Below are 25,608 nucleotides of genomic sequence, written 5' to 3' on the forward strand. Positions count from 1 at the left end.
GATGATCAGCCTCCGCACGTCCCGAATCCGGACCGTCAGCCTGGCCGCCGCCGGCCTGCTGCTCGCCGGTGTGTTCACCGCGCCCCCGAGCAGCGCGCAGGAGATCCCCCGCGCCCAGGCCGCGCCGGCCACCGTGGACAACGCCGTCCCCGGTGTCGACGAGATCTCCAGCAGCCCCAACCTGCGCCAGGTGGCGAACCTGCCGAAGCAGGCGCCGTTCGACACCACTGCCGCCCTCGGCACCGACATCGCCTTCCAGGGGCGGTACGCGTTCGTCGGCAACTACGACGGGTTCGTCGTCTACGACGTCTCCCGCCCGAACCGCCCGGCGATCGTGTCCCAGGTGCTCTGCCCCGGCTCGCAGAACGACATCTCGGTCCACGGCGACCTGCTGTTCCTGTCGACCGACTCCTCCCGCAGCGACGACTCCTGCGCCAGCACCACCCAGCCGGCGTCGGTGAAGGAGTCCTGGGAGGGCATCAAGATCTTCGACATCCGGGACAAGCGCAACCCGCGCTACATCAAGTCGGTGGAGACGGCGTGCGGCTCGCACACCCACACCCTGGTGCCCGGCAGGGACAAGCGGAACGTCTACCTGTACGTCTCCTCGTACAGCCCGCGGGCCGAGTTCCCGGACTGCCAGCCGCCGCACGACTCCATCTCCATCGTCAAGGTGCCGGTGAAGAACCCGACCACCGCCTCCGTGGTCGCCACGCCGAACCTGTTCCCGGACGGCGGCTACCCGGGCATCCCGGGTCAGTCGTCGGCCACCACCGGCTGCCACGACATCACCGCGTACCCGTCGAAGGACCTGGCCGCGGGCGCCTGCATGGGTGACGGCATCCTGCTGGACATCAAGAACCGTGAGGCGCCCCGGGTGATCGAGCGGGTCACCGACGCGGAGAACTTCGCGTTCTGGCACTCGGCCACGTTCAACAACGCCGGCACCAAGGTCGTCTTCACCGACGAGCTGGGCGGCGGCGGCGCGGCCACCTGCAACGAGGTGGTCGGCCCGAACCGCGGCGCGGACGCCATCTACGACATCACCGGCCGCGGCGACGCCCGCAAACTGGAGTTCCGCAGCTACTACAAGATCCCCCGGGTCAACGCCGACACGGAGAACTGCGTGGCCCACAACGGCTCGCTGATCCCGGTGCCCGGCCGCGACATCATGGTCCAGGCCTGGTACCAGGGCGGCATCTCGGTGTGGGACTTCACCGACTCGCGCAAGCCCAAGGAGATCGCCTACTGGGAGCGCGGGCCGCTGGACGCCTCGCAGCTGCGTACCGGCGGGTCGTGGTCAGCCTACTGGTACAACGGCCACATCTACTCCAGCGACATCCAGAAGGGACTGGACGTGCTGGAGCTGCGTGACCCGCGCACCTGGCTGGCGCAGTTCCTGCTGGTGCCCGAGCTGAACGTGCAGACCCAGGCCGGTTACCTGAGCTGGTGACCCGCTGACCCGTCCCGGGCCCGGCGCTCCCCTCGCGGGACGCCGGGCCCGGTGCGTGCGGCGGCCCGGAAACCCCTGGCCGCGCCGCCCGGCGCGGGCAATGCTGTCCGCGTGAAGCGGTACGTGAGCGACCCGCTCGACGGCGCCGCCGTCGTGCTCGTCGGGCTCTTTCCGGCCAAGGACAAGGACTACGAGGCCCGCCTCGACCGGCTCGCCGCCGTGGCCGAGGAACGCGGCGCCCGGGTGGTGGACCGGTTCGCGCAACGCCGAGGCGTCTCCGATCGGTGGCACGCGCGTCCCGGCGGGGCTGCCCGGATGTCCCGGCCCTTCTCCCGCCGGACACTGCTCACGCACGGCCGGATCCGCGAGATCGCCGACGCGTGCCGGGAGGCTGGCGTCGACGCCGCCATCTTCGTGAACACCCTGACGCCGGTCCAGCGGACCGTGCTCGCCGACCTGCTGGGCTGCCTCGTGATCAGCGGCGACGACCTGGGCCGGAGAGGCCGGGTCAGCTCATCGGCAGCCGGTAGTCGCGGGTGCCGCCGCCGGCCGTGACCACGCGCACCTCGCCGCTGCGCAGCCCGTACGTCACCGACCAGCGGGTGTGCGACTGACGTACCGCGTTCAGCAGCCGCAGCGCACCGGCGGCGTCGACCACCCCGCCGGTGCGGTCCAGCTCCTTCGCCAGCACCCCGTACCTGCGGTCCTGGCGCAGTTCCCGGTCCGGCACACCGACGGCCGGCACGTTCGTCAGCGCCTGCCACGGGCCGCTGCGCCGGTCCACCGTCATCTTCCCGTCGACGAACTCCACCACCGCGGACGCGCCGGTGGCGTCGGCCAGCAGGTAGTGCAGCGGCGGCCCGCCGTCGAAGTCCAGGTTGTAGCGCTTGAACACGGCGACCGCCTCGTCCACGGTCGCGGCCGAGTCGAGCACCAGGCGCAGGATGCGCACCGAGCCGACAGTCGGCAGGCCGGGCACCGGCTCGGCGCGGGCCCCGTCGTCGGCGGCCAGCCCGACCGCGAGACCGCGCTCGTTCATGCCGTCGAACGGCAGCAGCGGCGCGTCCAGCAGCCGCCGGTCCCCGGTCGGGTCGGCGGACACGCCCAGGTACGAGATGTCGACGAGGGAGATCGAGGCGTACCCGTCCGGCGGGTCGGTGCGCAGCACCAGCGCGGGATTCGGCTCCCAGTCGAAGTTGCGGGCGAACAGCGGGCGCTCCCGGTCGGCGAGCGCGGCGAACAGCGAGCAGCCGAACGGGCTCGGCGGCGTGGACCCGGCCAGCCCGGCGGTCGGGTCGTAGTCGCCGTCGTACGTCATCTCGTACATCGGCAGATCGTCGATCTTGCGGAGGCTGGCCAGCGTCCGTTCGACCTGGCCCGGGTCCTGCCGCGAGGAGGTCGGCGAGCCGGCCGCGGTCGGTGGGTCGGACCGGCGGCTCTCCCCGCAGGCCGTGGCGAGCAGGAGCAGCGCGAGCCCGCCGGCGATGAGGGTCCTCCGCATGACAGCGACGCTAGAAGAGGCGTGCGCCGATGTCCATCGGGGACCCGGTCAGCTCCGCACGACAGCGAACATCCAGCAGCCGTACACCACGTTGCGGCTGTGCAGCTGGTCCACCGCCGGGTCGGCGAACAGCTCCGCGATCACCGCCTCCGGATCGCCGCCGTCGTGTCGCCGTCCGCCCACGATGCGGCCCCGGCTGTCGTACGCGCGCAGCACCTGCTCCCGTCCGCGCCACCGCGACGGGTACGTCGTCACGTCGTCCGGGCCGGCGCAGCCGGCGGCGTGCGCGAACACCGGCCCCACCTCGCGGTACGGGCCGGGTGGCAGCGGCGGGGCGTACCCGAACAACAGCAGCGCCTCGTCCGGCCGGGCGTCGCGCAGGCAGCAGCGCAGCGGCTCGCCGCCGGTGGCGCGCCGGTGCTCGGGCGGCTGGCCGGTGGCGTCGCGGCCGGTGCGTCGCAGCTCGGCGAGCGTGCCGGCGGGCAGCGGGCGGATTCCGAACGCGGTACGGGTGGTCGTCACGGTCCCAGCCTGGCGCGGCCCCGGCCGCGGCGCTGGCGGCGATCGGACCTGGCGCTCGGGCGCCGCGAGATTGCGCGCCGAGCGGGCACCCGCCGGCCGCGTCCCACGCCGACAATGGCCGGATGGACGTCGACGACTACCGGACCCACTCGCCGTACAGCGATCCCCGTCACCACGCGGCGCTGCTCGACGCCGTGCCCGCCGACCTGCCGACCGTCGCGGCGACCGCCCGCAACGTGATCGTCCACTACCGCGCCGGCGGCGTGGAGCTGCCGGACGTCCGCCAGGCCGAGGTGAACCTGCGCTGGATGGACCGCATCCTCGACACCGACCAGTCTCGGTTCCCGCTGCCGCTGACCGCCGAGCGCCCGGCCGCCGAGCGGGTCGCCGGCTGCTGCCGGGACCACACGCTGTTCACCGTCGCGGCGCTGCGCGGGCACGGGATCCCGGCGCGCAGCCGGGTCGGGTTCGTGAGCTACTTCGCCCCGGACTGGCACCACGACCACGTGCTGGCGGAGTGGTGGAACGGCGAGCGCTGGGTCTGGTCCGACCCGGAGCTGGACCCGGCCGGCGAGCAGCCGTTCGACGGCTACGACATCGACCCGGAGGCGGGGCACTTCGAGTCGGCGGCCCGGGTGTGGCTGGCGTACCGGGCGGGCCGGATCGACCCGGACACCTATGGCGTCGACCCGTCGCTGCCGAGCCGGGGCGACTGGCTCGTCCACGCCTATGTGCTGCTGGAGCTGGCCCACCGGCACAAGGACGAGGTGCTGCTCTGGGACGGGTTCGGGGCGATGACCGAGGACCTGACCGGCGTCGATCTCACCCTCGTCGACGAGGTCGCCACGCTGCTGGTGGCCGCCGACCGCGGCGACGCCGCCGCCGGGCGTGAGCTGGCCCGGCGGTACGCCTCGGACGCCCGGTTGCGTCCGGGCCCGACGGTGCACTGCATGGACCCGGTCTCCGGGGTGGCCGCCGACGTGGACCTGCGACGCTGACCGGGCTCACCCGGGCAGGGGCGCCTCGTCGCCTCGGGTGCGGCGCGGGTTGACCAGCCGGCGGACCATCGGCGCGGCGTTCCACCGGGCAGCGCCGACCAGGTCCCGGGCGTGTTCCAGCACTGTGTAGTCGGGCCGGGCGATGCCCTCGGCGATGGCCCGGTCGAGGTCGTTGCCGCAGCGGGTGAGCACGCTGTCGAAGTCCCGGCGGACCGGTTCGAGCAGGTCGTAGCCGAAGGAGCGGTGCAGCCGGGCGAACAGCGGCTTGTAGAGGCGGGCGCGTTCGTGCAGTCCGGACGAGTACGACATCGGGTTCTTCGGCCGCTGCCGCACGTAGGAGGGCAGCAGGTCGGCGAAGGCCCGCCGGACGATCCACTTCTCCTGCCCGTCGCGCAGTTTCAGGTCCAGCGGCAGCCGCATGGCCAGTTCGACGACGCTGAGGTCGAGGAACGGCACCCGGGCCTCCACGCCGTGCGCCATGCTGGCCCGGTCCACCCGCTGCAGCTCGGTCCGGCACAGGTTGCGGATCTTGTGCAGGAACAGCCGTCGGGACCGCTCCGGCCCGACCTGGTGGTACATCGGGTACCCACCGAACAACTCGTCGGAACCGTCGCCGGTGAGCACCACCCGGACGCCCAGCTCGCGCAGCCGCCGGAAGATCGGCACCGAGACGACGGCGTTGATGATGTCGCCGTACTCGGTCAGCTCGGAGATCCGGATCGCCTCGCGGACGTCGGCGAGCCGGATGTCACGCGGCCGCAGCTCGATCACCTCGTGCGGGACGCCGAGGTCGGCAGCGAGCCGCCGGGCGTACGCGACGTCCGGGCTCTCCGGCACGCCGATGGTGACCGCCACGCAGTCCGGGTGCAGTTCCCGGGCGTGCAGCAGCGCCAGCGAGCTGTCCAGGCCGCCGGAGAGCACCACGCCGACGGTGAGGTCGGTGTCCAGCCGGGCGCGCATCGCGTCGGTCAGCGCGACGCGGACCAGCAGGGCCGCCTCGTCCGGGTCGTCGATCACCGGCAGGCCGTCGCCGAGGGTGAGCAGGTCGACGTGCGGGCCCAACCGGACCGGCCGGCCGGGCTCGACCCAGCCGTGGTGCCCGGGCGCCACCTCGCCGATCGGCGCGCCGTGCCCGACGAGCGCCTTGACCTCGGAGGCGAGGTGCAGGCAGCCGGGCAGGCGGGACCAGTACAGCGGCTTGACGCCGAGCGGGTCGCGGGCCAGGTACGCCCGGCCGGTGTCGCGCTCGACGATGACGAACGCGTACTCGCCGCGCAGCCGGCGTACCGCGTTCTCGCCCCACTGGCGGAACGCGGCGAGCACCACCTCGGTGTCGCCCGCGGTCCTGAACCGGTGCCCGAGGCGGGTCAGCTCGGCGCGCAGCTCGTGGTGGTTGAAGACCTCGCCGTTGAAGCAGAGCAGGTGCCGCTCGTCCGGCGACATCCACGGCTGGACGGACCGTTCCCGGTCCACGATCCTCAGCCGCCGTACGCCGGCGAGGAGGCCGTGTTCCTGCCGGGTCTCGGTGACCTCACCGCGCGGTGCTAGCGCGGCGAGCATCCGCCGGAATGTTGCCGGGTCCGCCTCGGGGCCGATGCTCAGCGCGATGCCGCACACCGGGTCACACCCCCATCTCGGCCTCGTACGCCCGCCGGTAGCGGCGGCGGACGGCCGGGGCGAGACACACGTGCCAGGCCTGTCCCTCGTCGACCACGTTCACCTCGCCCGCGTCCTGGCGGGCCAGCAGCAGCCCGGCCAGCGCCGGGCGGGCACCGAAGCGGTCGTACCACTCCAGTTCGACGTCGGCGGCCCAGCCGAGGCAGTGCCCGCTGGGCACCATCGCCGCGTACCCCAGGCGGCGCAGCCGGTACTGGTGCTCGGCGCTGCGGGCCAGGCTGGTCACCCAGAGCGGTGGCGTGCCGGCCGGCGCGGTCGCGGTGAACTCGCGGGCCAGGTCGTTGAGGAACGCGATCATCTCGCGGCGGGCCCGGCGGAACAGCAGTCCGGCGGTACGCGGGGTGGCGTCCGGGCGCAGCCGCCGCCGGACCGCCCGCAGCCCGCGTCCCACCACTGTGGCGGGCTGTTCCTGGTATCGGAACTCGACCAGGCCGCGGCGGCGCAGCCATTCCAGGTCGACCAGTTCGGTGCTGGTGCGGACCTGGTCGTCGGTAAGGAACGTCGGGCTGTCCCGCCACCAGAGCACGTCGACGCGGGAGAGCAGGTAGATGCGGACCAGCGCGGTGAGGTCCTGCGCCGAGCTGCGCGCGTTGGGCTGGTAGCGGGCCATCTCCAGCAGCAACGTCTCCCGGGCGCCGATCAGGCCCTGCGGCGTGGCGTCGAGGACGGCGGCGACGGCCGGTTCACGCAGGCGCTGGTCGAGCAGCACCTGGCGGGCGGTGGTGGACGGCGCGTCGGCGAGCGCGCCCACCTCGACCAGGAGTTCCGCCACCGCCGCCCGGTACGCGGACAGGTCCGGCTCGGCGCCGGCGCGCCGGCCGCCGGGCACCCGCCGGGCGGGAGCGGTGGACGTGACGGCGGGACCGGGCTGGCGACCTGGGCTGCGGCTGGGCACTCGCATGGTCTCCGTCCCCTCTCGTTCAGGACACGGCGTGATTGGGCCTGCACACACCGTAAAGACCGGAGAAGGCGCGATTCCTCCCATCTCCCCCGAAGTGCCCGATCAGGTGGCGGACGGCGACACCAGGGCCTGCACCTCCTCGTATCCGGGCGGCGCCGGCAGGCCCGCGTCGCGCCCGGCGCCGATCGCGTCGGTCAGGTGCAGCGCGGCACCGAGCGCGGCCCGGAACAGCAGCGAGCCGGTGCTGACCCGGGCCACGCCGAGCCGTCCGAGGGCGGCGAGGTCCGGGCCGCCCGGCCGGTACAGCACGTTCAGCGGCAACCCCGCCTCGGCGGCGAGCAGGCCGACCAGGTCGTCGGGGGCGCCGGGCACGAACAGGCAGTCGGCCCCGGCGGCCCGGAACGCCGCCGCCCGCCGCCGTGCCTCGTCCAGCGGCGCCGGCACGCCCAGCCACCAGGCGTCGGTGCGGGCGTTGACGACCATCCGCGGCACTGCCGCGCGGACGGCCGCGATCACGGCGGCGACGTGCTCGGCCGGGGCCAGTCGCCCGTCCGGGCGCCCGTCCTCCAGGTTCACGCCGACCACGCCGAGCGCGGCCAGCTCGCCCACGAACCCGGCGACCTCCGCCGGGTCGTCGTGGAAGCCGTCCTCGATGTCCACCGTGAGCAGCGTCGGCAGGCCCCGCAGCCGGTACGCCAGATCCAGCGTCTGCGCGCGGGTCGCCCGGACGGCATCCGGCTGCCCGGCGGCCGCCGCCACGCCCAGGCTGGTAGTGCCGATCGCCTGATGGCCCCGGGCAGCGAGCGCCGCGGCGGAGGCGTGGTCCCAGGCGTTCGGCAGGAGCAGCGGTTCACCGGGCCGGTGCAGGTCACGGAATGCGCGGTACCTGTCGGTCATCGGAGGATCACCTCGAGTGGGATCGGCGGGACGTCAGGGGTAGGGCCGGCGGGACGGCAGCGGCGGCGCAGCACGCCGACCACGCCGGCGGCCAGGGCGAGCGCGTGCCGCTGCCCGGGGCAGCCGCGGGGGCCGGTGCCGAACGTCAGCGCGGCGTTCGCCCGGCCGGCGCGGAAACGGTCCGGCTCCGGAAAGACCGCCGGGTCGCGGTTGGCGGCGTCGAACCGCAGCAGCAGCCGCTCCCCCGCGCGTACCACCTGGCCGCCCAGGCTCAGCGGGTCGGCGGCGACCCGGCGGGTGACCCGTACCGGCGGGTCGAGGCGCAGCACCTCGGCCAGCAGCGCGTCGGTCCCGAGCCCGTCCGGCGCGTCGAGCCCGTGCCGGACGGCGGCCACGATCAGCCCGGCGGTGGCGTCGGCGGCCTGCACCAGCAGCCCGAGCCGGTTCGCTGTCACCTCGGCCGGAGCGGGCGGCGACATGGCCAGCAGCGCCGGCACCGCCCGGTCCGCCCGCCGCACCGCCGCCGGGCCGGCGCCCGGGTGGTAGGCGGCGGCCACGGCCGTCACCTCCGCGACGGCCGCCGCCGGGTCGGCCAGGCCGAGCCGCTCCGCCAGCACCACAAGGGGTACGCGCCGAGCCAGGTCACCGGTCACGTCCACCCGGTCGCCGCCGTTGTCCGCGGTCGCGGCGCGGTCGAGGGTTCGCCCGGTCAGCCGTTCCGCGGCCACGCGCAGTTCCCGTGGGTCGAGCGTGTCGAGCGCCGCCACCCCGACGGCTCGCCGCGCGGCATGCCGGTCCGGCGGGCTGAATCGGCTCACCGAAGCGCGCAGCCATGCCAGGCCACCCTCCGGCGCCTCCTCGGCGGGCGGCACCACGCAGCGTGGATCGGTCAGGACGGAGACGACGTCCGCGTACCGGGTGACCACCCAGCCGCCGTCGCCCGAGGTCGGCGGCCCGCAGGGCGGTGTGCCCGGAGCAGCCGTGATCGTCGGTGAATCCATCGCCCGACCGTAGGGCGCCGACAGTTCGGCCCGGACCGAACGGTCCGGCCGGGCACACCCGGCGGTCAGTCGCGGGCGGGACCGGTGCCGCGGGGCACGGGCGGGTCAGGCGCGCGCCGGGCCGGTGTCGCGGGTGGCGGGCGGGGCCAGCAGCGCCGGGTCGAGCCCGAGTGCCTCGGCCAGCGCGTCCCGCCCCGCCGGGGTGACCCGTACCGCCCGGCCGTTGCCGCGCGCGGTCCAGCCGAGGTCGAGGAAGCGCCCGCACAGCGCCGCCCCGACCGCGCCGGCCAGGTGCGGGCGCCGTTCGGTCCAGTCCAGGCAGTCGCGGACGAGCGGTCGCCGGGTGCCGCGCAGTGGTTCGACGGGTACGCCGAGACGGTCCAGCCAGCCCATGCCGGTCTCGGTCAGCGCGAGGCCGCCGGTGCGGTCGAGCACGCCACGCTCGAGCAGGGCGTCGTGCAGCAGCACGCCGAGCCGCCCGGCCAGGTGGTCGTAGCAGGTGCGCGCGTACGCCAGGGCGGCGCCGGCCGACGCGGCGCGCAAAGTGCGGGGCGGGGTGACCGGTGCGGGCGCCCGCGCGGCCAGGTCCTCGACGAGCTGGGCGACGCCCGGGTCGGCGAGGCGGACGTACCGGTGGCGGCCCTGCCGCTCCTCGACCAGCAGACCGCCCGCCACCAGACGGGTGAGGTGGCCGCTCGCGGTGGACGCGGCCACCCCGGCGGCGCGGGCCAGCTCCCCGGCGGTCCAGGCGCGGCCGTCGAGCAGGGCCAGGCAGAAGCCGGCCCGGGTGGGGTCGGCGAGCAGCGCGGCGAACCCGGCGAGTCCGCGGCCGTCGGCACCGGTGGTCATCGACCCATGCTGACACGTGACCGGCGCGGCCACCGCCGGGCTGCGGCTGGGTGGCGTGGGCGTCCGCGCCGGGCGCGGCCGGCTGAGCGCCGGCGCCGTGTCCACCGCGCTGCCCGCCAGCCCCGACCTGCGCGACCGGCACGATCTCGCGATCGAGGTACGCGGGCGGCGTCGCCACGCTCGGCCCGTCCCGCCTCGGCGGCCCGGTCGCCCAGGTGTCGCTGCGGCTGCCGCGCCCCGCGACGGGTGAGCTGTCAGTGCGCGGCACCGGTGGTGACGGCCGAGTTCGACTACCTGCGCTTCCACCGCTGATCCGCACGGTACCCACAGCGGTTGCGGCCCTCGCCCCATACCGGGGGCGAGGGCCGCAGCGCGGCGGCTGCCAGCACAAGAGCCGAGATCGTAAGCGTCTGTGAGCAGGACCCAACAACGGCTCCACGCAGTTCAGGGTCGTCGCAAAGACCTCCGCGCGGACTCCATCGCATCAAGCCTTTGATTCAGTGCAGGCGGGAGCGCGTTGCGGCATTTCATGGCGATCTGCTCAACAGCTGTCGCAGCCACGATCAGGCGTCCGGTGTCAGATCCGTCTACCACCGGATCACCCAAGACCGACAGCGCCGGTCCGAGGTTCTCCTGGACCTCGTCGGGCATGGAGTCGAAAAGCTTCATGTCGTCCGTGAACATCAGATCAACGACCGCCTGTGCTGCTTCGCGAAACCTACGCTCATCGCTCACGATCACCTCCCTGCTCCTCGAACCTTCGCCGTTCACACCCAACAGCCTCTCCACGAGGTCATCGCTCGACCGGCAGCTCACCGCATCCGCCACCGCTTCAGCAGGCACCACCTCGGCTATCGGTGCGGGAACGCCGCCTCCCCACGTATCCCACCCCTCGACGAAAACGTGATCATCGAGAAACGCGCCGAGCACGCCCCGCACGCCCCACTTCCATCTCGAGTTCTCCGAGCACCCGTCGGAGAGACTTCGCCGTTATCGCTTTCCCGGCGCCGATGCTCCAGCAGCCGAGCCAGCCACTTCCGGCCACCGGATCCTCCGGTGCCACGCACACCCAGAACCGGGTGGCGACAGCGGCGTCACCAGCGACGACTACAGCGATCAACCGCTGCTCGACGTGGAGCAAGACCTTGTACGTCGCCACGCTCAGCCGCCGGAACGCGGGCAGGCGGTGGTCAGCTCGCTGACGGTGCGGGTGTCGCCGTCGTAGCTGCGCGCCGCCACGAACGCCCCGGCCGGCGGGTGCGCACCGGCGACCGCCCGGGCCCGGCGCCGGTCGGCCGCGCCGAACCGCAGCGCCAGGCTCAGGTGCGGCACCCACCGGCCGGGCTGGTGCCACGAGTGCCCGCCGGACGCCTCGGCGAGCACGTCCCAGACCGCGCCGTGCAGCGCGACGAGCTGCGGTGTCGGGCGGACCAGCCACACCAGCGGCGCGCTGCCGTCGAGCACCGTCACCCGGCCCAGCCGCACCGGCAGCGGGAGCGCCGCGTCGCAGAGGTCGGCCAGGCGCTGCTCGGCGCCGGGCGGGAACTCCTCCACCGAGGCGAGCGTGAGGTGCGGCCGGTTCGTCTGGTGCGTGTTGCGGGCCAGGCTGGGCAGCCCGGCGGCGGCGAGCCGGTCCCAGGCAGCGCGAACCGCCGCTTCCAGTTCGGGAGAGCAGAGCAGTTCGACCGTCCGCACGTGATCAGGCTAGTCGCCGACGACCGCCCGCGACGCCCCGTACGTCAGAGCCAGCCGGCCTCCCGCGCCCGCCGGACCGCCTCGGCCCGGTCGGCGGCGCCGAGCTTCTGCACACAGGCGCTCAGGTGGTTGCGGACCGTGCCGGCGGCCAGGTGGGTCCGCCGGGCGATCACCGCGACCGGCGTACCCAGCTCGGCCAGCCGCAGCGTCTCCAGCTCACGCGGCGTGAGCGGGCACTCCGGCAGGGTGAGCGCATCGGCCGCCAGCGCGGGATCGACGTAACGCGCCCCGGAGTGCACCCGGCGGATCACGTCGGCCAGCGCGCCGCCCGGGGCGCCCTTGGCGAGGAACCCGCGTACCCCGGCGGTGAGCGCCGGGCGGAGCTGGGCGGGCCGGCCGTGTCCGGTGAGGATCACCGGCGCGCAGCCGGGCAACGCGCGGGTCAGCTCGGCGGCGACCTCGACGCCGCCGGGCGGCGGCATCTCCAGGTCGAGCACGGCGACGTCCGGGCGGTGGGCGAGCGCCGCGTCCAGGGCGCTGCGCCCGTCGCGGGCGTGCGCGACCACCTCGATGTCCGGTTCCAGGTCGAGCAGCGCGGCCAGGGCGAGCCGGATCAGCTCCTCGTCGTCGGCCAGCAGCACCCGGATCACGGCGTCACCGGCACTGTCGCCACCAGGCTGAACACGCCGTCGGCGGCCTCGGCCCGGACCCGTCCGCCGACCGGGGCGAGCCGGTCGGCCAGGCCGCGCAGGCCGCCGCTGAGCCGGTCCGGTCCGGCGTCGTCGCGGACACCGTCGTTGCGTACGGTCAGCGTCACCACGCCGTCCTCCCGGGTGATCTCGATCCGGCACCAGCCGGCCCGGCTGTGCCGCAGCACGTTGGTTCCGGCCTCACGCAGTACGGCGGCCAGGTCGGCGGCGACCGGCGCGGGCACCTCAGCGGCGGGCGGGACCACTGTCGTGCGGACGCCGCTGGAGCGCAGCACCTCCCCCACCGCAGCGGCCTGTTCGGCCAGGTCGACGGCGCGGTAGCCGTGCACCGCCGCCCGGACCCGGGTCAGCGCCGAGCCGGCCAGCCGCCGCGCCTCGGCCGCCTCGCGGGCGGCCCGGCCGGCGTCACGCGGCGCCAGCCGCTCCGCCAGCTCGGCCTTGAGCGCGATCACCGTGAGGTCGTGGCCGAGCAGATCGTGGACGTCGCGGGCGAAGCGCAACCGTTCCTCGGCGGCGGCGAGCCGCGCCTGGGCGGCCTGCCCCTGCCGGGCCTCGACGAGCAGGTCCCAGAACCAGACCTGGACCCAGGTGAGCGCGCCGATCCCGGCACCGACCAGGCCGGTGACCAGCAGCGCCGTGGTCACCGGCCCACCCGTCGCCCCGGTGACGGCGGCGGACACCGCGAGGACGCCGGCCGCCGCCACCGCCGCGACGGCGGGCCGGAACAGCAGCGGTGTCATGCCGACCAGTGAGGCGCCGAGCCACGCCCAGGTGGGCCAGGAGCCGGCCGCGACCGGGCCGAGCAGCGGCAGGCTGAGCAGCGCCGCCACGGTGAGCGCGGCGTGCCGGCGGCGGCGGGCCGGTACGGGCAGCCACGGCGTGACGGCCGCGTGCAGCACCGCGATCTGGGCGACGGTGAACGCGAGGAGCCCGGCGGCGCCGAGTGCGACGCGTCCCGGGTCGGGTTCGCGGGCCAGGCCGACGGCGGGCAGCAGCACCGTGGTCCACACGTTGGTGGCCAGCGACAGCAGGGTGACCCGCCGGGCCCGGCGCAGCCGGTGGTCGGCGGAATCGACTGTCATGCCCGCCGATCCTAGGGCGTGCGCCGGCCCGCCCGCCCCTGCGAGATGTCACGGCCCGGTCGTGCGTTCCGCACGGTTTCCCGGTGACGGACGCGCCTTCTCCGGTGCGCCGGACGGCGGCAGGGTCGGGGCATGACGGAGATGACTGTGGTCGTACCCCGGCGGTGGGCCGGGTGGGCGCGGACCCGGCACCTGGCCGGGATGGTGGTGGCGATGCTGGCCGGGATGGTGCTGCTCGGGCCGCTGTGGCAGGTGGGCGGGAGCCTGCTGGGCGGCGCGGCGGTGCTGGCGCGGCCGGACGTGGGCGCGCTGGTGATGGCGACGAACATGGCGGCGGGCATGGCCGCGTGGATGTGGTACCGGGGGGACGGCCGGGCCGCCACCGCCGAGATGTCGGCGGCCATGTACGTGCCGTTCCTGCTGCTGCTCCCGCCCTGGTGGGCCGGGTGGGTCGGGGACGACACGCTGCTGCTCGGCGGCCACCTGCTGATGGTGCCGGCGATGCTGCTGGTGGCGCTGCGGCACCGGCACACGCCCGCGGCGCCGCCGCGCCGGCACCCGGTCGCCGCGGCCCTGGCGCGCGGGTGGCCGGCCGGGCTGGCGCTGCTCATGACCGTGGACATGTGGTTCGCGCCCACCGTCTTCGCGCCGTGGACGCTGCTGGTCCTGCCGGCCGGCTACCTGCTGATCGGCACCTGGCGGCGGCAGTGGGGCGACCGGCGCGCGCTGGCCGCGCAGCTCGCCGGGGCGGCCGTGTGGGGCGGCCTGGCGGTCGTGGCGATGATCGCGTCCGCCGACGTCGCCGGGGTTCTCGTCGGGGTGGGCTGGCTCGTCCACGCCGCCTGGGACGCCTGGTACCACCGCACCGGCGCGGTGGTGCCGCGCGGCTACGCGCTGTGGTGCGCGGTGTTCGACGTCGGTGTGGGCCTCACCACGCTCCTGGCCGTCCTGTCCCGGTGATCCGCTGCCCTGTCCGGGTGATCCGGCGAGGGCACGGGGCCGCGCCGGATCACCCGGAGGGGACGGCACCCGGGTGGCGCGGCGAACGTTTGCCCCGGTCGCCGCGACCGCCGCGCGGCGGTGATGAAAAACTTGTCGCATGACCGCCGCACCGACCCCGACCGACCCCGCCGTTCCCGACGACGCCGAGGACGCCATCGCCTTCGCCGATCTCGGGCTGCGCACCGAGTTGCTGGGCGCGCTGTCCGCGCTCGGGTACGAGGAACCGACGCCGATCCAGCGGGAGGCCATCCCTCCCTTGCTGGCCGGGCAGGATCTGCTGGGGCAGGCGGCGACCGGTACGGGCAAGACCGCCGCGTTCGCGCTGCCGCTGTTGCAGCGGATGCCGGTCGGCCGGGCCGAGGGCGACCCGGTGTCACTGGTGCTGGTGCCGACCCGTGAGCTGGCCGTGCAGGTCTCCGAGGCGTTCCACCGCTACGGCAAGGACCTGGGCGCCCGGGTGCTGCCGATCTACGGCGGGCAGCCGATCGGCCGGCAGTTGCGCGCGCTCGACCACGGGGTGGACGTGGTGGTGGCGACGCCGGGCCGGGCCCTGGACCACATCGCCCGGGGCACGCTGCGGCTCGGCGCGCTGAGCACGGTGGTGCTGGACGAGGCGGACGAGATGCTCGACATGGGCTTCGCCGAGGACATCGAGGCGATCCTGGAGCACGCCCCGGCCGGCCGGCAGACGGTGCTGTTCTCGGCCACCATGCCGGCCCGCATCGACGGGCTGGCCCGGCAGCACCTGACCGACCCGGTGCGCATCCGGATCGAGCGGGAGCGGCCGGTCGCCGGAGAGGCGCCCCGGGTGCGCCAGAGCGCGTACATCGTGGCCCGGGGGCACAAGCCGGCCGCGCTGGGCCGGGTGCTGGACGTGGAGTCGCCGACCGCGGCGATCGTGTTCTGCCGCAGCCGCGAGGAGGTGGACCGGCTCACCGAGACGATGAACGGCCGGGGCTACCGGGCGGAGGCGCTGCACGGCGGGATGAGCCAGGAGCAGCGGGACCGGGTGATGGGCCGGCTGCGCGCCGGCACGGCGGACCTGCTGGTCGCCACCGACGTGGCCGCCCGAGGGCTGGACGTCGAGCAGCTCACCCACGTGGTCAACTACGACGTGCCGTCGGCCCCCGAGTCGTACGTGCACCGGATCGGGCGGGTCGGCCGGGCCGGACGGGAGGGTGTGGCGATCACGCTCGCCGAGCCGCGTGAGCACCGGATGCTCAAGACCATCGAGCGGGTCACCGGGCAGCGGATCGCCATCGACAAGATCCCCACTGTCGCCGACATGCGGACCCGGCGGCTGGAACTGACCCAGGCCGCGCTGCGGGAGAGCCTGCTGGAGGACGACCTCGACCCGTACCGGGCGATCGTGGAGTCGCTCACCGACGAGTTCGACCTGGTCGAGGTGGCGCTGGCGGCGGTGAAGCTGGCGCACGAGGCGACGTCACCGGGCTCGGACGACGAGGAGGAGATCCCGCAGGTTCCGGTCCGCGGCCCGCGCGAGGGCCGGCCGGAGACCGGCGGGCGGGGCGAGCGCCGGGGGCCGGGCCGTCCGCGTACCGGCGGGACCACCCAGGTCTTCATCGGGCTGGGCCGGCGGGCCGGGGTGCGGCCGCAGGACCTGGTCGGCGCGATCACCGGGGAGACCCGGATCAACGGCCGGGACATCGGCTCGATCGAGATCGCCGACCGGTTCTCCCTGGTCGAGGTGCCGCAGGCGGTGGCCGACGAGATCATCGCGGGGCTGCGCGGCACCACCATCAAGGGCCGCAAGGCGACGGTACGCCGGGACCGGGACGGCGGCGAGTCCGACGGCCGGGAGCGTCCCTTCGACGCCGGCCGCCGCGGCCGCCGCTGAGGCGTCCACCGCCGGCGGGTGCCCGCCACCGCCGGCGGTGACGGTCACCGGCCGTTCCCACCCGCCATGCGGTTCGTCAGCCGCCCGACGACGGTACGCGACCACGGACGGTACCTGGTGTTCTGGAACGCGGTCACGAGCCAGTCGTCCCCCTGGTGGACGAGGACGAACGTGACCGCCGAGAGCCGCTTCGCCGACGGCTCGGTACGGCCGCGCTGCCAGCGCATGATGATCCCGCCCAGCGCCCACACCACGGCGACGTCGGTGGCGACGTGCCGGATGCGCGGCTCTCGGACGGTCATGCGCGAGCCGCGCATGACGCCCCCGAACAGCGCCCGGTGACCGTCGGCGATTGCGCGCCGACCCGCCATCCGGGTGCCGTCGTAGGCCGTGTAGTCCGCGTCCTCGCTGAAGAGGGCCGCGTACCGGTCCGGGTCGCCCTCACCCCAGGCGTCGGCGACCCGGGCCAGGGCGCGGCGGACGCCGGCTTCCGTAGATTGATTCAGCATGCTAAACATTTTAGCGCACTGAAATGTTTTTGTCAGGCCCTGTCAGTCGAGGAGTCGGAGACACGGGAGGTCTGCTCCTGGAGGATGACCACCACGTTGCGGACGAAGTGCTCGACGGTGGCGAGCTGCGCCTCGGTGTACCCGCGGGTCAGCTCCCTGATCGCCGCACCCAGCGGCGCGAAGACCGGGCCCATCTCGGCGTCGAGCCGCTCCACGTCGGCGACGACGAACGTCTTGCGCCGGTCCGTCGCGTCCGGGCTGCGCCGTGCGTACCCGGCGCGGGAAAGCCGGTCCACCAGCCCGGTGACCGCTCCCGGCGTGAGCCCGAGCTGACGGGCGAGATCACCGGAGGTGAGCGGGCCACGCCGGGCCAGCAGATCGAGCGCCTTGTTCTCCGTGGCCGTCAGGCCACGCCGGGCGGCGACCGCCTCGTGGAACATCACCACGGCGGTGCTCAACTCCCGGCCCAGAAGATCGCCGAGGTCCGGAGTTCCGCTTCCCGGCGGATCCCCGTCAGTTGCTCTGCGCGCCACCTGACCAGCCCTCTCCGTGCGGCGTCCGTCGGTCCTGGCCGCACGCCGGCCAGTATGCCGGGCCGGGAACGGCTGTCGACGCTCCGGCCGGCCGGGGTGCCGGACGGACCATCCGGTCGCGCCGTGGAGCGGGGGTCCGGCTGTCACCGGACCCCCGCCCCCGCTCAGGCCGCGGCGAGCGTTCCCGCCTCGATCTCCGCCGGGCGCAGCGCCAGCGCGAGCACGTCCGCCACGTCGGACAGCGTGTGCACGGTCAGCGCCTCCCGCACCTGCGCCGGCAGGTCGTCCAGGTCCGGCTCGTTGCGCTTCGGGATGATCACCTCGGTGAGGCCGGCCCGGTGCGCGGCGAGCAGCTTCTGCTTCACCCCGCCGATCGGCAGCACCCGGCCGGAGAGCGTCACCTCGCCGGTCATCCCGAACTCGGGCCGCACCGGACGCCCGGTCACCAGTGAGGCCAGCGCGGTCACCATGGTGATGCCGGCGCTCGGGCCGTCCTTCGGCACCGCGCCCGCCGGGACGTGCAGGTGGATCCGCCGCCCGGCCAGCGCGTTCGGGTCCAGCCCGTAGCGCCGTCCGTTCGACCGCAGGTACGACCACGCGATGTGCGCGGACTCCTTCATCACGTCGCCGAGCTGGCCGGTCAGCGTCAGTCCCGGCTCACCCTCCATCGTGGTGGCCTCGATGAACAGCACGTCGCCACCGGCGCCGGTGACGGCCAGGCCGGTCGCCACGCCGGGCACGGCGGTGCGTTCGGCCGACTCCGGGGTGAACTTCGGCCGGCCCAGGTAGCGGGCCAGGTTCCCGGCGTCCACGTGCACCGGCGCGGCGTCAGTGGCGAGCGCGACGGCGACCTTGCGCAGGATCTTCGCCAGGGCCCGTTCGAGCTGCCGGACGCCGGCCTCCCGGGTGTACTCGCCCGCGATCAGGGCCAGCGCCTCGTCGGCGACGGTGACCTCCTCGGCGGTCAGCCCGGCCCGTTCCCGCTGCCGGGGCAGCAGGTGGTCGCGGGCGATGGCGACCTTCTCGTCCTCGGTGTAGCCGTCCAGCGCGACCAGCTCCATCCGGTCCAGCAGCGGGCCGGGGATCGCCTCGACCACGTTGGCGGTGGCGAGGAACAGCACGTCGGACAGGTCGAGATCGACCTCCAGGTAGTGGTCGCGGAACGTGTGGTTCTGCGCCGGGTCGAGCACCTCGAGCAGGGCCGCGGCCGGGTCGCCGGAGTAGCCGGCGGCCAGCTTGTCGACCTCGTCGAGCAGCACGACCGGGTTCATCGAGCCGGCCTCGCGCAGCGCACGCACGATCCGGCCGGGCAGCGCGCCGACGTAGGTGCGCCGGTGGCCGCGGATCTCCGCCTCGTCCCGGACGCCGCCGAGGGAGACGCGGACGAAGTTGCGGCCCAGCGCCCGGGCGACCGACTCGCCGAGGCTGGTCTTGCCGACACCGGGCGGGCCGGCCAGGGCCAGCACCGCGCCGGAGCCGCGTCCGCCGACGACGCCGAGGTTGCGCTCCGCGCGCCGGTTGCGCACCGCGAGGTACTCCAGGATTCGGTCCTTCACGTCGGCCAGGCCGGCGTGGTCGGCGTCGAGCACGGCCCGGGCCGCGGCCAGGTCGGTGTTGTCCTGGGTACGCGTGCTCCACGGCATCTCCAGGACGGTGTCCAGCCAGGTACGGATCCAGCCCGCCTCGGGTGAGGCGTCACTGGCCCGCTCCAGCTTGCCGACCTCGCGCAGCGCCGCCTCGCGTACCTTCTCCGGCAGGTCGGCGGACTCCACCCGGGAGCGGTAGTCGGCGGAGCCGTCCGGCTCGTCCTCGCCGAGTTCCTTGCGGATCGCGGCGAGCTGCTGGCGCAGCAGGAACTCCCGCTGGGACTTCTCCAGCCCCTCGCGGACGTCGCTGTTGATCTGCTCGGTGACCTCCTGCTCGGCCAGGTGTTCCTTGACCCAGCCGACGAGCAGGTCCAGCCGGGCGGTGACGTCCGGCGCGGCGAGCAGTTCGGTCTTCTGGGTCAGGCTGAGCCAGGGCGCGTAACCGGCCGAGTCGGCCAGCTCGGACAGGTCGGTCATCCGCTCCATCGCGTCGATCACCTGCCAGGCGCCGCGCTGCTGCAGGACCGAGGTCATGAGCGCGCGGTACTCGCGGGCGAGTTCCCGGGCGCGGCCGGCCGGGGCGGGTTCGTCGAGTGTGGTCGCCTCGACCCAGAGCGCGGCGCCGGGACCGGGCACGCCGGAGCCGATGCGGGCACGGGCGAGACCGCGGACGACCGCCGCCGGTTCGCCGCTGGGCAGCCGGCCCACCTTCTCGATCGTGGCGACCACGCCGACGGAACCGTACTCGCCGTCGATGCGGGGCACGGCCAGGAGTTCCTTGTCGCCGGTGGCGCGGGCCGCGTCGACGGCGGCCTGGGTGGTCGGGTCGAGGGTCACCGGGACGACCATCCCGGGCAGCAGGACGGCGTCGGTCAGTGGGAGTACCGGAAGAGTTGCCATCGAACACCTGCCATCACGTTGGTTGAGCGTGTCTGGCTCAAGTAACAAAAGATGCCCCTTGTTCCTGGTTGTGACCCACGCCACGCCGAGCGCTCCCGTTCCGGCGCTCCGCGCCCAATGGCGGCACCGTTTACCGCGACCCGCCGAATGGAAACAGTCGGCTATTGTTGCGGGATTACCGCGCGGTAGGTCAAACTCTTAGCCACACCCCGCCCGACACAGGGAGTAATGGCGATGGCAAGGAAAGTAATCACCGTTCTGACCGACGACCTCGACGGCGGAAAGGCCGATCGGACCGTCGAGTTCAGCCTGGACGGCGTGGCGTACACGATCGACGTCTCCGACGAGAACGCGGGCGTCCTGCGCAAGGCCCTGGATCCGTACATCAGCGCTGGCAGGCGAATCGGCCGGGGAGCCGCCGAGATCACCCGCGGCGCCCGTCGCACGACCCGGCCGAGCACCTCGGGAATGGACCGCGAGCAGAACCGCGCCATCCGGGAATGGGCCGCCAAGAACGGGTTCGAGATTTCCGAGCGCGGGCGCATCCCGGTGTCGGTGGTCGAGGCGTACAAGAACCGCTGACCGTCACCGGTTCACCGTCGGGCATCCCGGGGTCACGCTGAGAAATCGGCGTGGCCCCGATCGGCATTCTCCGCACGGCGCTTTTCGTCCGGCGGATACCCACGGCACGAGATTTCCTCCGGGATCGCCTCCCACCGTTCCCGTACGCGGAAAGGCCGCGGCCGCCCGGAGGAGTCCCCCGGACGGCCGCGGCCGTCGCGTCGCTCAGTTGACCCGGATGCGCACCACGTCGATCGCGGGGGTCTGGTTCGCCCGCTCCATCATCGGGATGCGGTGCGAGCCGTCACCGGCCCAGACCGCGCACTGCGCCACGCCCGACTGCGCCAGGCCCGGGATCTGGATCAGCACGTCGTCCGGCTGGTTGCCACCCCGGCCGTCCTCGGTGGCGACGAAGAACGCCGGCACGTCCTGCGGGTTCGGGGGCTGCCGGGTGCTGCCGAGCATCCGGCAGGCGGTGTGGAAGTGACCGCGTACCAGGCCCTGGCCGTTGAGCAGCGAGCTCTCCAGGTAGTAGCCGCCCTGACCGGCGGCGAGGAAGCGGTCCCGCACCAGGTTCTTGGTGGTGACCCGGAGCGTGAACGGCTGGTTGCGCCGCACCTGGTTCGGGAACTGCGTGATCAGCAGCGACGGGTTGTTCGCCGCGGCACCCACCTCACCGAATGCGGTGCTCACACACCGGTTGCCGTTCTGGAAACCGTCGTGCGCCTGGAGCTGGCTGCCGGAGCAGTCCTTGGCGAGCACGTTCAGGCCGTTGTTGCCGCCGTTGTTCTGGCCGCCGCCGTTGTTGTTCCCGCCGCCGTTGTTCCCGCCGTTGTTCCCGCCGTTCTGGCCTCCGTTGTTGCCGCCGTTCTGACCGCCACCGTTCTGACCGCCGCTCTGCGGCGTGTCGCTCACCGCGCACCGGGCGAACTGGTCCAGGCCCTGCGGGCGCTGCGCGAACCGGCCGATGGCGGTGGCGATCCGGTTGAGCGCCGCGGTCCGCTTGTCCGCGAGCGGACCGAGGATCGCGTTGTCTATGAACTCACCGCCGTTGCGGCCCTCCGCCGCGAGCCGCCGGTTCGCCTCGGCGATCTGGCTCTCCAGCAGCGCCAGCGTGCGGTCCACCTCGGCACGGGCCCGGCCGGGCACCTGCGGCAGCCGGCCGCGGACGTCCGGGCAGGCCACCGTCGGGGTGCCGGCGCCGGCACCACCCGCGTTGGTCTGCTGGCACTCGGCCGGCGACATCTGACCGTCGCCCCAGTGGTTGCGGACCCAGCGGCCGTTCTGCCAGGTACGGGTGGTGCTGCCCTGGCCGTCCGGGGCGGTCGCCCCCGGGCTCGCGGGCACGCAGGACGCCGAGGCCGCGCGGGTGGTCGTCCGCCGGTCCTGGGCGGACGAGATCTGGGTGACGGCGACGATGCCGCCGAAGACCGCGAGCGTGCCGACCACTGCCAGCATCCGCTTGCTCCGCGCGTTACCGGATGACCGGCGCGCCCGTGTGGACCTGCGCATCGAATTGCTCTCCTTCTCGATCCGGTAGTTGACTGGTGATCCCGGCGGACCGACGAATTCGGGGTGTGAGATCACTGCGACGCTCAGTCGCGCGCCAATGGCCGACGGTGCCCTTTCCGCACCGTCTCCGCGCCGTCCGGGCGCGGCGGGGAAGATCTGCGTCCATTCCCGATGAGGTACGGAGCGCCGTCGGCGAAGGTTCAACCGGAGATCGGAAAAAAATCGAAAAGTCGCCGTCCGCTCCGGCGAGGACGGTTCAGTCGGCGCAGAGGTGGTCGAAGGCGAAGCCGCCGTCGAAGGAGTCCCGCCGGGCGGCGAGCGCACGGACCTGCCCGAGAAGCTCGTCCCGGTCCAGCAGGGACGGCACGGCGCCGTCGAGGCCTCGCAGCCGCTCCCCCAGCGCCACCACGGCCAGATCCTCGGCGAGCCGCCCCGCGTCGACCCCGCAGGCGAAGCCGCGCGAGGTCAGCCGGACCCGCTCCAGCAGGCAGCGGCCGGGCCGCACCTCGGCCCAGGCCCAGCCCTCCGCCGGCCCGTCGGTCCAGCGCACGTGCAGTCCGCGCACGATCGGGTCGGCGATCCGGCCCGCCACGTACGCCTCGACCGCCTCGACCCGGGCCAGCGCGCCGAGGTCGTTCACCGGTCCGCGCCGGCCGTCCGGCAGCCGGCCGATGATGTCCCGGAACCCGACCGCGTCGTCGGCGTCCGGGTCGGTGCCGTCGGCGTAGGCCCGCGCGTCCAGCACGTACCCGGCGAACCGAAGGACCTGCTCCGCGCCGCCCAGCGCCGGCGACTCGACGCGCACCAGCGGCAGGCCGACGGCGGCGCAGACCGCGTCGGTGAGCCGTTCCTCCCGCCGGGCCGGCGACCCGTCCGGAGCGGGCGTGGTGAACCGCACCGCGAAGCGCGGCAGCTCGGTGTCGGCGGCGCAGACCACCAGGTCGAGCGACGCCCGCCCGGCGGTGCTCCACTGACTGCCGGTGACCCCCGGCGGGCGGCCCTGCACCAGGTCACCGAGCCGCCGGCCGGCGTGACCGAGGTGGCCGGCCCGGACCAGGGACGGCGCGACGCCGGGCGGGACCGGCCGCAGCCAGGAGGCGGTCACGCTGCCTGTGCTCGTCATCTCGCCCCGATCCCCCTCGTCCGGTCGACCCCCGAGTCTAGGCGGTGCGGCGCAGTCGGTACGGCCGCCCGGTGCGCTACCGCGTCCGTCCCTCTAGGCTCTGCCCGTGCCCAGCGGACGGACCCCGGAACAGTTCACCAAACGCAGTCTCGTCGCCGTCTCCCACGCCATCGAACGCGCCGCGCTCGCCGAGGCCGAGGACGGCCCGCTCGTCGTGCTCGCGCTGTTCCAGCGGCTGCCGTACTTCGCCCGGGAGCGCGAGGTCTACCGGCGCATCGCCGGCCGTGCCGCCGTGACGGTGGTGGCGATGGTCGGCGGACCGCCGCCCGACCTGCCCGAAGGGGCGTACGGCGTGACCCTGGACGAGGCGGAGGCGCTGGCCCGGGAGTGGACGGTGGTCGCGCTGAGCCCGCGTTTCGGCGCCACACTCGTCGCGCACGACCGGGCCGAGGTGGCGCCCGCGCCGACGCTGGAGGCCGGCCGGCTGTTCGAGGGCCGCTGGGGTTTCCGCCGCGACGAGGCGCTGCACGAGGTGATCCGGCTGCGCGAGCAGCTCGCCGAGCGGCTGCCCGCCGCGGCGCGCACCGCGCTGGACGAGGCGATCGCCCGGGTGCGGGACATCCCGGCCGGGCCGGGCGAGCCGCGCGCCGAGGCGGCGCTGCGGATGCTGGCCCGCCGCGGCGACCGGAACCACCAGCCGGTCGAGCCGGCCGAGACCATGCTGGACGAATCAGGCCTGGCCCGGTGGTCCGGCGCGGACGGGGTGACCGCCTCCGGCACGCTGCCGGTGGCGCTGGTCGGCCTGCGGGTCGAGGCGCCGCCCGGCTCGCCGGAACGCTTCGGCCGGCGCGGTGTCGCCCGCGAGGGGCACGCCGTGCTCACCGCGATCACCGCCGTGCTGCGGCCGGTCGACCGCGCGGTGCGCGTCACCGAGAACGAGTTCCAGCTCGTCCTGCCCGGACTCGACGAACCGGCCGCGCTGGACGTGGTACGCCGGTTGCACGACGCGATCGGCGCGCTGGCCCGGTCGTACCCGTTCATGGCGTACATCGTGCACGCGGCGGTCGGGGTGACCACCCGGCGGCCGCTGCCCACCGCGGACCTGCGCGCCGCCGTCGACTGGGCGGTACGCAAGGGCCTGCCCGTGGCGGGCCTGCCGCCGGAGAACGCCGACGCCGTGCCCGCGCCGGCCCGCTGACCGGCCGGTCCAGTTCGAGGAGAGGGAGACGCGGTGCGGGTGGTGTCGCTGGTGCCGTCGCTGACCGAGGCGGTCGCGGCCACCCGCCCGGAGGTGCTGGTCGGTGCGACCGACTGGTGCACCCATCCGGCCGGGCTGGACGTCGCCCGGGTCGGTGGGACGAAGTACCCGGACCTGGAGCGGGTGCTCACGCTCGAGCCGGATCTGGTGCTGCTCAACGAGGAGGAGAACCGGCTGGCCGACGCCGAGGCGCTGCGCGCGGCCGGGGTGCCGGTCCGGGTCACCTTCCCGCGTACCGTGCCGGAGGCCCTCGACCAGCTGGGTGAGCTGGTCGTCGCGCTCGGCGTGCCGGCCGAGCCGCCGTGGTTGCGCGAGGCCCGCCACGCCTGGGCCGCGCTGCCCTCGCCGGGACACGTCCGCACCGCCGTGGTGCCGGTGTGGCGGCGCCCGTGGGTGGTGCTGGGACGGGACACGTTCGCCGGGGACGTGCTGGCCCGGCTGGGTGTGCGCAACGGCTGGGCCGGGGACGCGGAACGCTATCCCCGGCCCGGCCTGGACGAGCTGCGCGCCCGCGCGCCGGAGCTGGTGGTGCTGCCCGACGAGCCGTACCGGTTCACCGCCGACGACGGGCCGGAGGCGTTCCCCGGCGTGCCCGCGGCGCTGGTCTCCGGCCGGCACCTCACCTGGTACGGCCCCTCGCTGGCCGAGGCCCCGGCGCTGCTGGCCGCCCAGCTCGCCGCCGCGGGCCCCACCTGACCGGTGAGGCCCGGGTGACGGCGCTCAGGCGACCGGGGTGGCGTGCACCGGGTCCAGCTCCATCAGCGTGGTGTCGTCCACGTCGTACCCGATCGCGTTGTGCACCGCGACCACACCCGCGACCTGCGCGGCGAGGCGGCCGGCCAGCTCGACGGCGCTGCGCCGGTCCAGCCGCCCGTCCATGGTGACCTCGCCGCCGCGGACCTGGACCGTGACCAGGCCGTCGCGCACGGACAGCACGCGGCGCAGCACCTCGTGCACGACCTCCTCGCGGATCTCCGCGTCGGTACGCAGGTGCACGCGCAGCAGGTCACCGCGGGTGACGATGCCGGCGAGCCGGCCCAGGTCGTCCAGCACCGGGAGCCGCTTGACGGCCTCGTGGTCCATCAGCCGGGCGGTCGCCGCGAGCGACGCCCGCTCGTGGGTGGTGACCGCGGGCCCGGTCATCAGGTCCCGGGCGACGAGCGCGCCCGCCTTCTCCCGCGCGGTACGGCGGCGCCGTCCCTCGAAGACCCGCCGCTCGTCCGGGTGACCGGACCGCTCCACCTTGTGCAGCAGGTCCGCCTCGGAGATCACCCCGAGCACCCGGCGGAACGAGTCCACCACCGGCACACCGCTGATCCGCTGCCGCACCAGCACGTCGACGACCTCGCGGTACGGGGTCTCCTCCGTCACCGTGGCGACGTCCCTGGTCATCACGTCGGTAACCTGCCACGCCCTCATCACGACCTCCTCGTACCGGGTCTCCACCTACGACGGTAGGCCGCAGGCGTACGGCCTGGTC

Annotated in this window: 26 protein-coding genes; 9 read left to right on the forward strand and 17 right to left on the reverse strand. The window is 74.5% G+C overall.

Annotation, left to right across the window (positions count from 1 at the left end):
- Window position 1: 1 nt before the first annotated feature.
- Together O7546_RS15695 and O7546_RS15700 are read left to right on the forward strand one after the other, a co-directional pair.
- Window positions 2-1,453 (forward strand): hypothetical protein, encoded by a 1,452-nt coding sequence (locus O7546_RS15695; RefSeq protein ID WP_281599130.1) that lies wholly within the window; start codon window positions 2-4, stop codon window positions 1,451-1,453.
- A 111-nt stretch (window positions 1,454-1,564) separates the two neighbouring features.
- The gene (locus O7546_RS15700) at window positions 1,565-2,008 is read left to right on the forward strand and encodes a hypothetical protein (RefSeq protein WP_269697090.1); all 444 of its coding nucleotides are present in this window, start codon (window positions 1,565-1,567) and stop codon (window positions 2,006-2,008) included.
- On the opposite strand, the gene O7546_RS15705 is transcribed toward O7546_RS15700, so the two are convergent.
- Both O7546_RS15705 and O7546_RS15710 read right to left on the reverse strand, forming a co-directional pair.
- Window positions 1,962-2,954 carry a carcinine hydrolase/isopenicillin-N N-acyltransferase family protein gene (locus O7546_RS15705; RefSeq protein ID WP_194799302.1) on the reverse strand — a complete coding sequence of 331 codons (993 nt, stop codon included), beginning with the start codon at window positions 2,952-2,954 and terminating at the stop codon, window positions 1,962-1,964. The genes O7546_RS15700 and O7546_RS15705 overlap by 47 nt on opposite strands.
- 48 nt (window positions 2,955-3,002) lie before the next feature.
- Complete coding sequence (locus O7546_RS15710) at window positions 3,003-3,476, reverse strand: DUF1203 domain-containing protein (protein ID WP_194799301.1); 474 nt, start codon at window positions 3,474-3,476, stop codon at window positions 3,003-3,005.
- A 122-nt stretch (window positions 3,477-3,598) separates the two neighbouring features.
- On the opposite strand from O7546_RS15710, the gene O7546_RS15715 reads away from it, so the two are divergent.
- Complete coding sequence (locus O7546_RS15715; RefSeq protein ID WP_194799300.1) at window positions 3,599-4,474, forward strand: transglutaminase domain-containing protein; 876 nt, start codon at window positions 3,599-3,601, stop codon at window positions 4,472-4,474.
- Window positions 4,475-4,480: 6 nt separating this feature from the next.
- Here O7546_RS15715 and O7546_RS15720 read toward each other — a convergent pair whose 3' ends face one another.
- From O7546_RS15720 to O7546_RS15740, 5 genes are all read right to left on the reverse strand, one after another.
- Window positions 4,481-6,091, reverse strand: a complete 1,611-nt coding sequence (locus tag O7546_RS15720) for an asparagine synthase-related protein (protein WP_194799299.1) — start codon at window positions 6,089-6,091, stop codon at window positions 4,481-4,483.
- Between the two features lie 4 nt (window positions 6,092-6,095).
- Entirely contained in the window at window positions 6,096-7,052 is a 957-nt protein-coding gene (locus O7546_RS15725) for a hypothetical protein (RefSeq protein WP_269697092.1), read from the reverse strand.
- 102 nt (window positions 7,053-7,154) lie between these two features.
- The gene (locus O7546_RS15730; protein WP_194799297.1) at window positions 7,155-7,949 is read right to left on the reverse strand and encodes an isocitrate lyase/phosphoenolpyruvate mutase family protein; all 795 of its coding nucleotides are present in this window, start codon (window positions 7,947-7,949) and stop codon (window positions 7,155-7,157) included.
- Window positions 7,946-8,950, reverse strand: a complete 1,005-nt coding sequence (locus tag O7546_RS15735; protein WP_281599137.1) for a cytochrome P450 — start codon at window positions 8,948-8,950, stop codon at window positions 7,946-7,948. Before O7546_RS15735 ends, O7546_RS15730 begins: the two co-directional genes overlap by 4 nt.
- 105 nt (window positions 8,951-9,055) lie before the next feature.
- A complete protein-coding gene (locus O7546_RS15740) occupies window positions 9,056-9,799 on the reverse strand; it encodes a winged helix-turn-helix domain-containing protein (protein ID WP_269697094.1) in 744 nt (247 codons plus the stop codon).
- A gap of 16 nt (window positions 9,800-9,815) precedes the next feature.
- Between O7546_RS15740 and O7546_RS15745 the strand changes: the two genes are divergently transcribed.
- Window positions 9,816-10,049 (forward strand): hypothetical protein, encoded by a 234-nt coding sequence (locus O7546_RS15745; RefSeq protein ID WP_269697095.1) that lies wholly within the window; start codon window positions 9,816-9,818, stop codon window positions 10,047-10,049.
- Between the two features lie 194 nt (window positions 10,050-10,243).
- On the opposite strand, the gene O7546_RS15750 is transcribed toward O7546_RS15745, so the two are convergent.
- The 4 genes from O7546_RS15750 to O7546_RS15765 form a co-directional block, all read right to left on the reverse strand.
- A complete protein-coding gene (locus O7546_RS15750; RefSeq protein ID WP_269697096.1) occupies window positions 10,244-10,738 on the reverse strand; it encodes a hypothetical protein in 495 nt (164 codons plus the stop codon).
- Between the two features lie 222 nt (window positions 10,739-10,960).
- On the reverse strand, window positions 10,961-11,494 hold the full coding sequence (locus tag O7546_RS15755; RefSeq protein ID WP_194799295.1) for a 2'-5' RNA ligase family protein: 534 nt from the start codon (window positions 11,492-11,494) through the stop codon (window positions 10,961-10,963).
- A 44-nt stretch (window positions 11,495-11,538) separates the two neighbouring features.
- Window positions 11,539-12,144, reverse strand: a complete 606-nt coding sequence (locus tag O7546_RS15760; RefSeq protein WP_013286580.1) for a response regulator transcription factor — start codon at window positions 12,142-12,144, stop codon at window positions 11,539-11,541.
- Complete coding sequence (locus tag O7546_RS15765) at window positions 12,141-13,286, reverse strand: histidine kinase (RefSeq protein ID WP_269697097.1); 1,146 nt, start codon at window positions 13,284-13,286, stop codon at window positions 12,141-12,143. The genes O7546_RS15760 and O7546_RS15765 overlap by 4 nt, the downstream gene beginning before the upstream one ends.
- Window positions 13,287-13,418: 132 nt before the next feature.
- Between O7546_RS15765 and O7546_RS15770 the strand changes: the two genes are divergently transcribed.
- Window positions 13,419-14,246, forward strand: a complete 828-nt coding sequence (locus O7546_RS15770) for a hypothetical protein (RefSeq protein WP_194799293.1) — start codon at window positions 13,419-13,421, stop codon at window positions 14,244-14,246.
- A gap of 139 nt (window positions 14,247-14,385) precedes the next feature.
- Complete coding sequence (locus O7546_RS15775) at window positions 14,386-16,146, forward strand: DEAD/DEAH box helicase (RefSeq protein ID WP_269697099.1); 1,761 nt, start codon at window positions 14,386-14,388, stop codon at window positions 16,144-16,146.
- A 44-nt stretch (window positions 16,147-16,190) separates the two neighbouring features.
- Here the strand turns inward: O7546_RS15775 and O7546_RS15780 are convergent, their stop codons facing one another.
- The 3 genes from O7546_RS15780 to lon form a co-directional block, all read right to left on the reverse strand.
- The gene (locus O7546_RS15780) at window positions 16,191-16,655 is read right to left on the reverse strand and encodes an SgcJ/EcaC family oxidoreductase (RefSeq protein ID WP_262011696.1); all 465 of its coding nucleotides are present in this window, start codon (window positions 16,653-16,655) and stop codon (window positions 16,191-16,193) included.
- 32 nt (window positions 16,656-16,687) lie between these two features.
- Window positions 16,688-17,113 carry a MarR family transcriptional regulator gene (locus O7546_RS15785; RefSeq protein WP_228531456.1) on the reverse strand — a complete coding sequence of 142 codons (426 nt, stop codon included), beginning with the start codon at window positions 17,111-17,113 and terminating at the stop codon, window positions 16,688-16,690.
- Between the two features lie 239 nt (window positions 17,114-17,352).
- Complete coding sequence (gene lon / locus O7546_RS15790) at window positions 17,353-19,674, reverse strand: endopeptidase La (RefSeq protein ID WP_281599147.1); 2,322 nt, start codon at window positions 19,672-19,674, stop codon at window positions 17,353-17,355.
- Between the two features lie 234 nt (window positions 19,675-19,908).
- Here lon and O7546_RS15795 point away from each other — a divergent pair, with 234 nt between their 5' ends.
- Window positions 19,909-20,256 carry an Lsr2 family protein gene (locus O7546_RS15795; protein WP_194799289.1) on the forward strand — a complete coding sequence of 116 codons (348 nt, stop codon included), beginning with the start codon at window positions 19,909-19,911 and terminating at the stop codon, window positions 20,254-20,256.
- A gap of 204 nt (window positions 20,257-20,460) precedes the next feature.
- On the opposite strand, the gene O7546_RS15800 is transcribed toward O7546_RS15795, so the two are convergent.
- Both O7546_RS15800 and O7546_RS15805 read right to left on the reverse strand, forming a co-directional pair.
- A complete protein-coding gene (locus tag O7546_RS15800) occupies window positions 20,461-21,693 on the reverse strand; it encodes a hypothetical protein (RefSeq protein ID WP_194799288.1) in 1,233 nt (410 codons plus the stop codon).
- A 310-nt stretch (window positions 21,694-22,003) separates the two neighbouring features.
- On the reverse strand, window positions 22,004-22,870 hold the full coding sequence (locus O7546_RS15805) for a DUF2726 domain-containing protein (RefSeq protein ID WP_194799287.1): 867 nt from the start codon (window positions 22,868-22,870) through the stop codon (window positions 22,004-22,006).
- Window positions 22,871-22,976: 106 nt separating this feature from the next.
- On the opposite strand from O7546_RS15805, the gene O7546_RS15810 reads away from it, so the two are divergent.
- Window positions 22,977-24,068, forward strand: a complete 1,092-nt coding sequence (locus O7546_RS15810; protein WP_194799286.1) for a DICT sensory domain-containing protein — start codon at window positions 22,977-22,979, stop codon at window positions 24,066-24,068.
- A 33-nt stretch (window positions 24,069-24,101) separates the two neighbouring features.
- Window positions 24,102-24,824, forward strand: a complete 723-nt coding sequence (locus tag O7546_RS15815) for a helical backbone metal receptor (RefSeq protein ID WP_194799285.1) — start codon at window positions 24,102-24,104, stop codon at window positions 24,822-24,824.
- Window positions 24,825-24,848: 24 nt separating this feature from the next.
- On the opposite strand, the gene O7546_RS15820 is transcribed toward O7546_RS15815, so the two are convergent.
- Window positions 24,849-25,547, reverse strand: coding sequence for a CBS domain-containing protein (locus O7546_RS15820; protein WP_194799284.1), 699 nt, complete (start codon window positions 25,545-25,547; stop codon window positions 24,849-24,851).
- Window positions 25,548-25,608: the final 61 nt, after the last annotated feature.

The sequence above is a fragment of the Micromonospora sp. WMMA1976 genome (genome assembly GCF_027497335.1).
GTDB lineage: Bacteria > Actinomycetota > Actinomycetes > Mycobacteriales > Micromonosporaceae > Micromonospora > Micromonospora aurantiaca.

Excerpts from the sequence above, each read along its gene's own strand:
- O7546_RS15695 (WP_281599130.1), top strand. The coding sequence starts at position 2 with ATGATCAGCCTCCGCACGTCCCGAATCCGGACCGTCAGCCTGGCCGCC.
- O7546_RS15705 (WP_194799302.1), bottom strand. The coding sequence starts at position 2,954 with ATGCGGAGGACCCTCATCGCCGGCGGGCTCGCGCTGCTCCTGCTCGCC.
- O7546_RS15715 (WP_194799300.1), top strand. The coding sequence starts at position 3,599 with ATGGACGTCGACGACTACCGGACCCACTCGCCGTACAGCGATCCCCGT.
- O7546_RS15725 (WP_269697092.1), bottom strand. The coding sequence starts at position 7,052 with ATGCGAGTGCCCAGCCGCAGCCCAGGTCGCCAGCCCGGTCCCGCCGTC.
- O7546_RS15730 (WP_194799297.1), bottom strand. The coding sequence starts at position 7,949 with ATGACCGACAGGTACCGCGCATTCCGTGACCTGCACCGGCCCGGTGAA.
- O7546_RS15735 (WP_281599137.1), bottom strand. The coding sequence starts at position 8,950 with ATGGATTCACCGACGATCACGGCTGCTCCGGGCACACCGCCCTGCGGG.
- O7546_RS15740 (WP_269697094.1), bottom strand. The coding sequence starts at position 9,799 with ATGACCACCGGTGCCGACGGCCGCGGACTCGCCGGGTTCGCCGCGCTG.
- O7546_RS15765 (WP_269697097.1), bottom strand. The coding sequence starts at position 13,286 with ATGACAGTCGATTCCGCCGACCACCGGCTGCGCCGGGCCCGGCGGGTC.
- O7546_RS15770 (WP_194799293.1), top strand. The coding sequence starts at position 13,419 with ATGACGGAGATGACTGTGGTCGTACCCCGGCGGTGGGCCGGGTGGGCG.
- O7546_RS15775 (WP_269697099.1), top strand. The coding sequence starts at position 14,386 with ATGACCGCCGCACCGACCCCGACCGACCCCGCCGTTCCCGACGACGCC.
- O7546_RS15780 (WP_262011696.1), bottom strand. The coding sequence starts at position 16,655 with ATGCTGAATCAATCTACGGAAGCCGGCGTCCGCCGCGCCCTGGCCCGG.
- lon (WP_281599147.1), bottom strand. The coding sequence starts at position 19,674 with ATGGCAACTCTTCCGGTACTCCCACTGACCGACGCCGTCCTGCTGCCC.
- O7546_RS15795 (WP_194799289.1), top strand. The coding sequence starts at position 19,909 with ATGGCAAGGAAAGTAATCACCGTTCTGACCGACGACCTCGACGGCGGA.
- O7546_RS15800 (WP_194799288.1), bottom strand. The coding sequence starts at position 21,693 with ATGCTGGCAGTGGTCGGCACGCTCGCGGTCTTCGGCGGCATCGTCGCC.
- O7546_RS15805 (WP_194799287.1), bottom strand. The coding sequence starts at position 22,870 with ATGACGAGCACAGGCAGCGTGACCGCCTCCTGGCTGCGGCCGGTCCCG.
- O7546_RS15820 (WP_194799284.1), bottom strand. The coding sequence starts at position 25,547 with ATGAGGGCGTGGCAGGTTACCGACGTGATGACCAGGGACGTCGCCACG.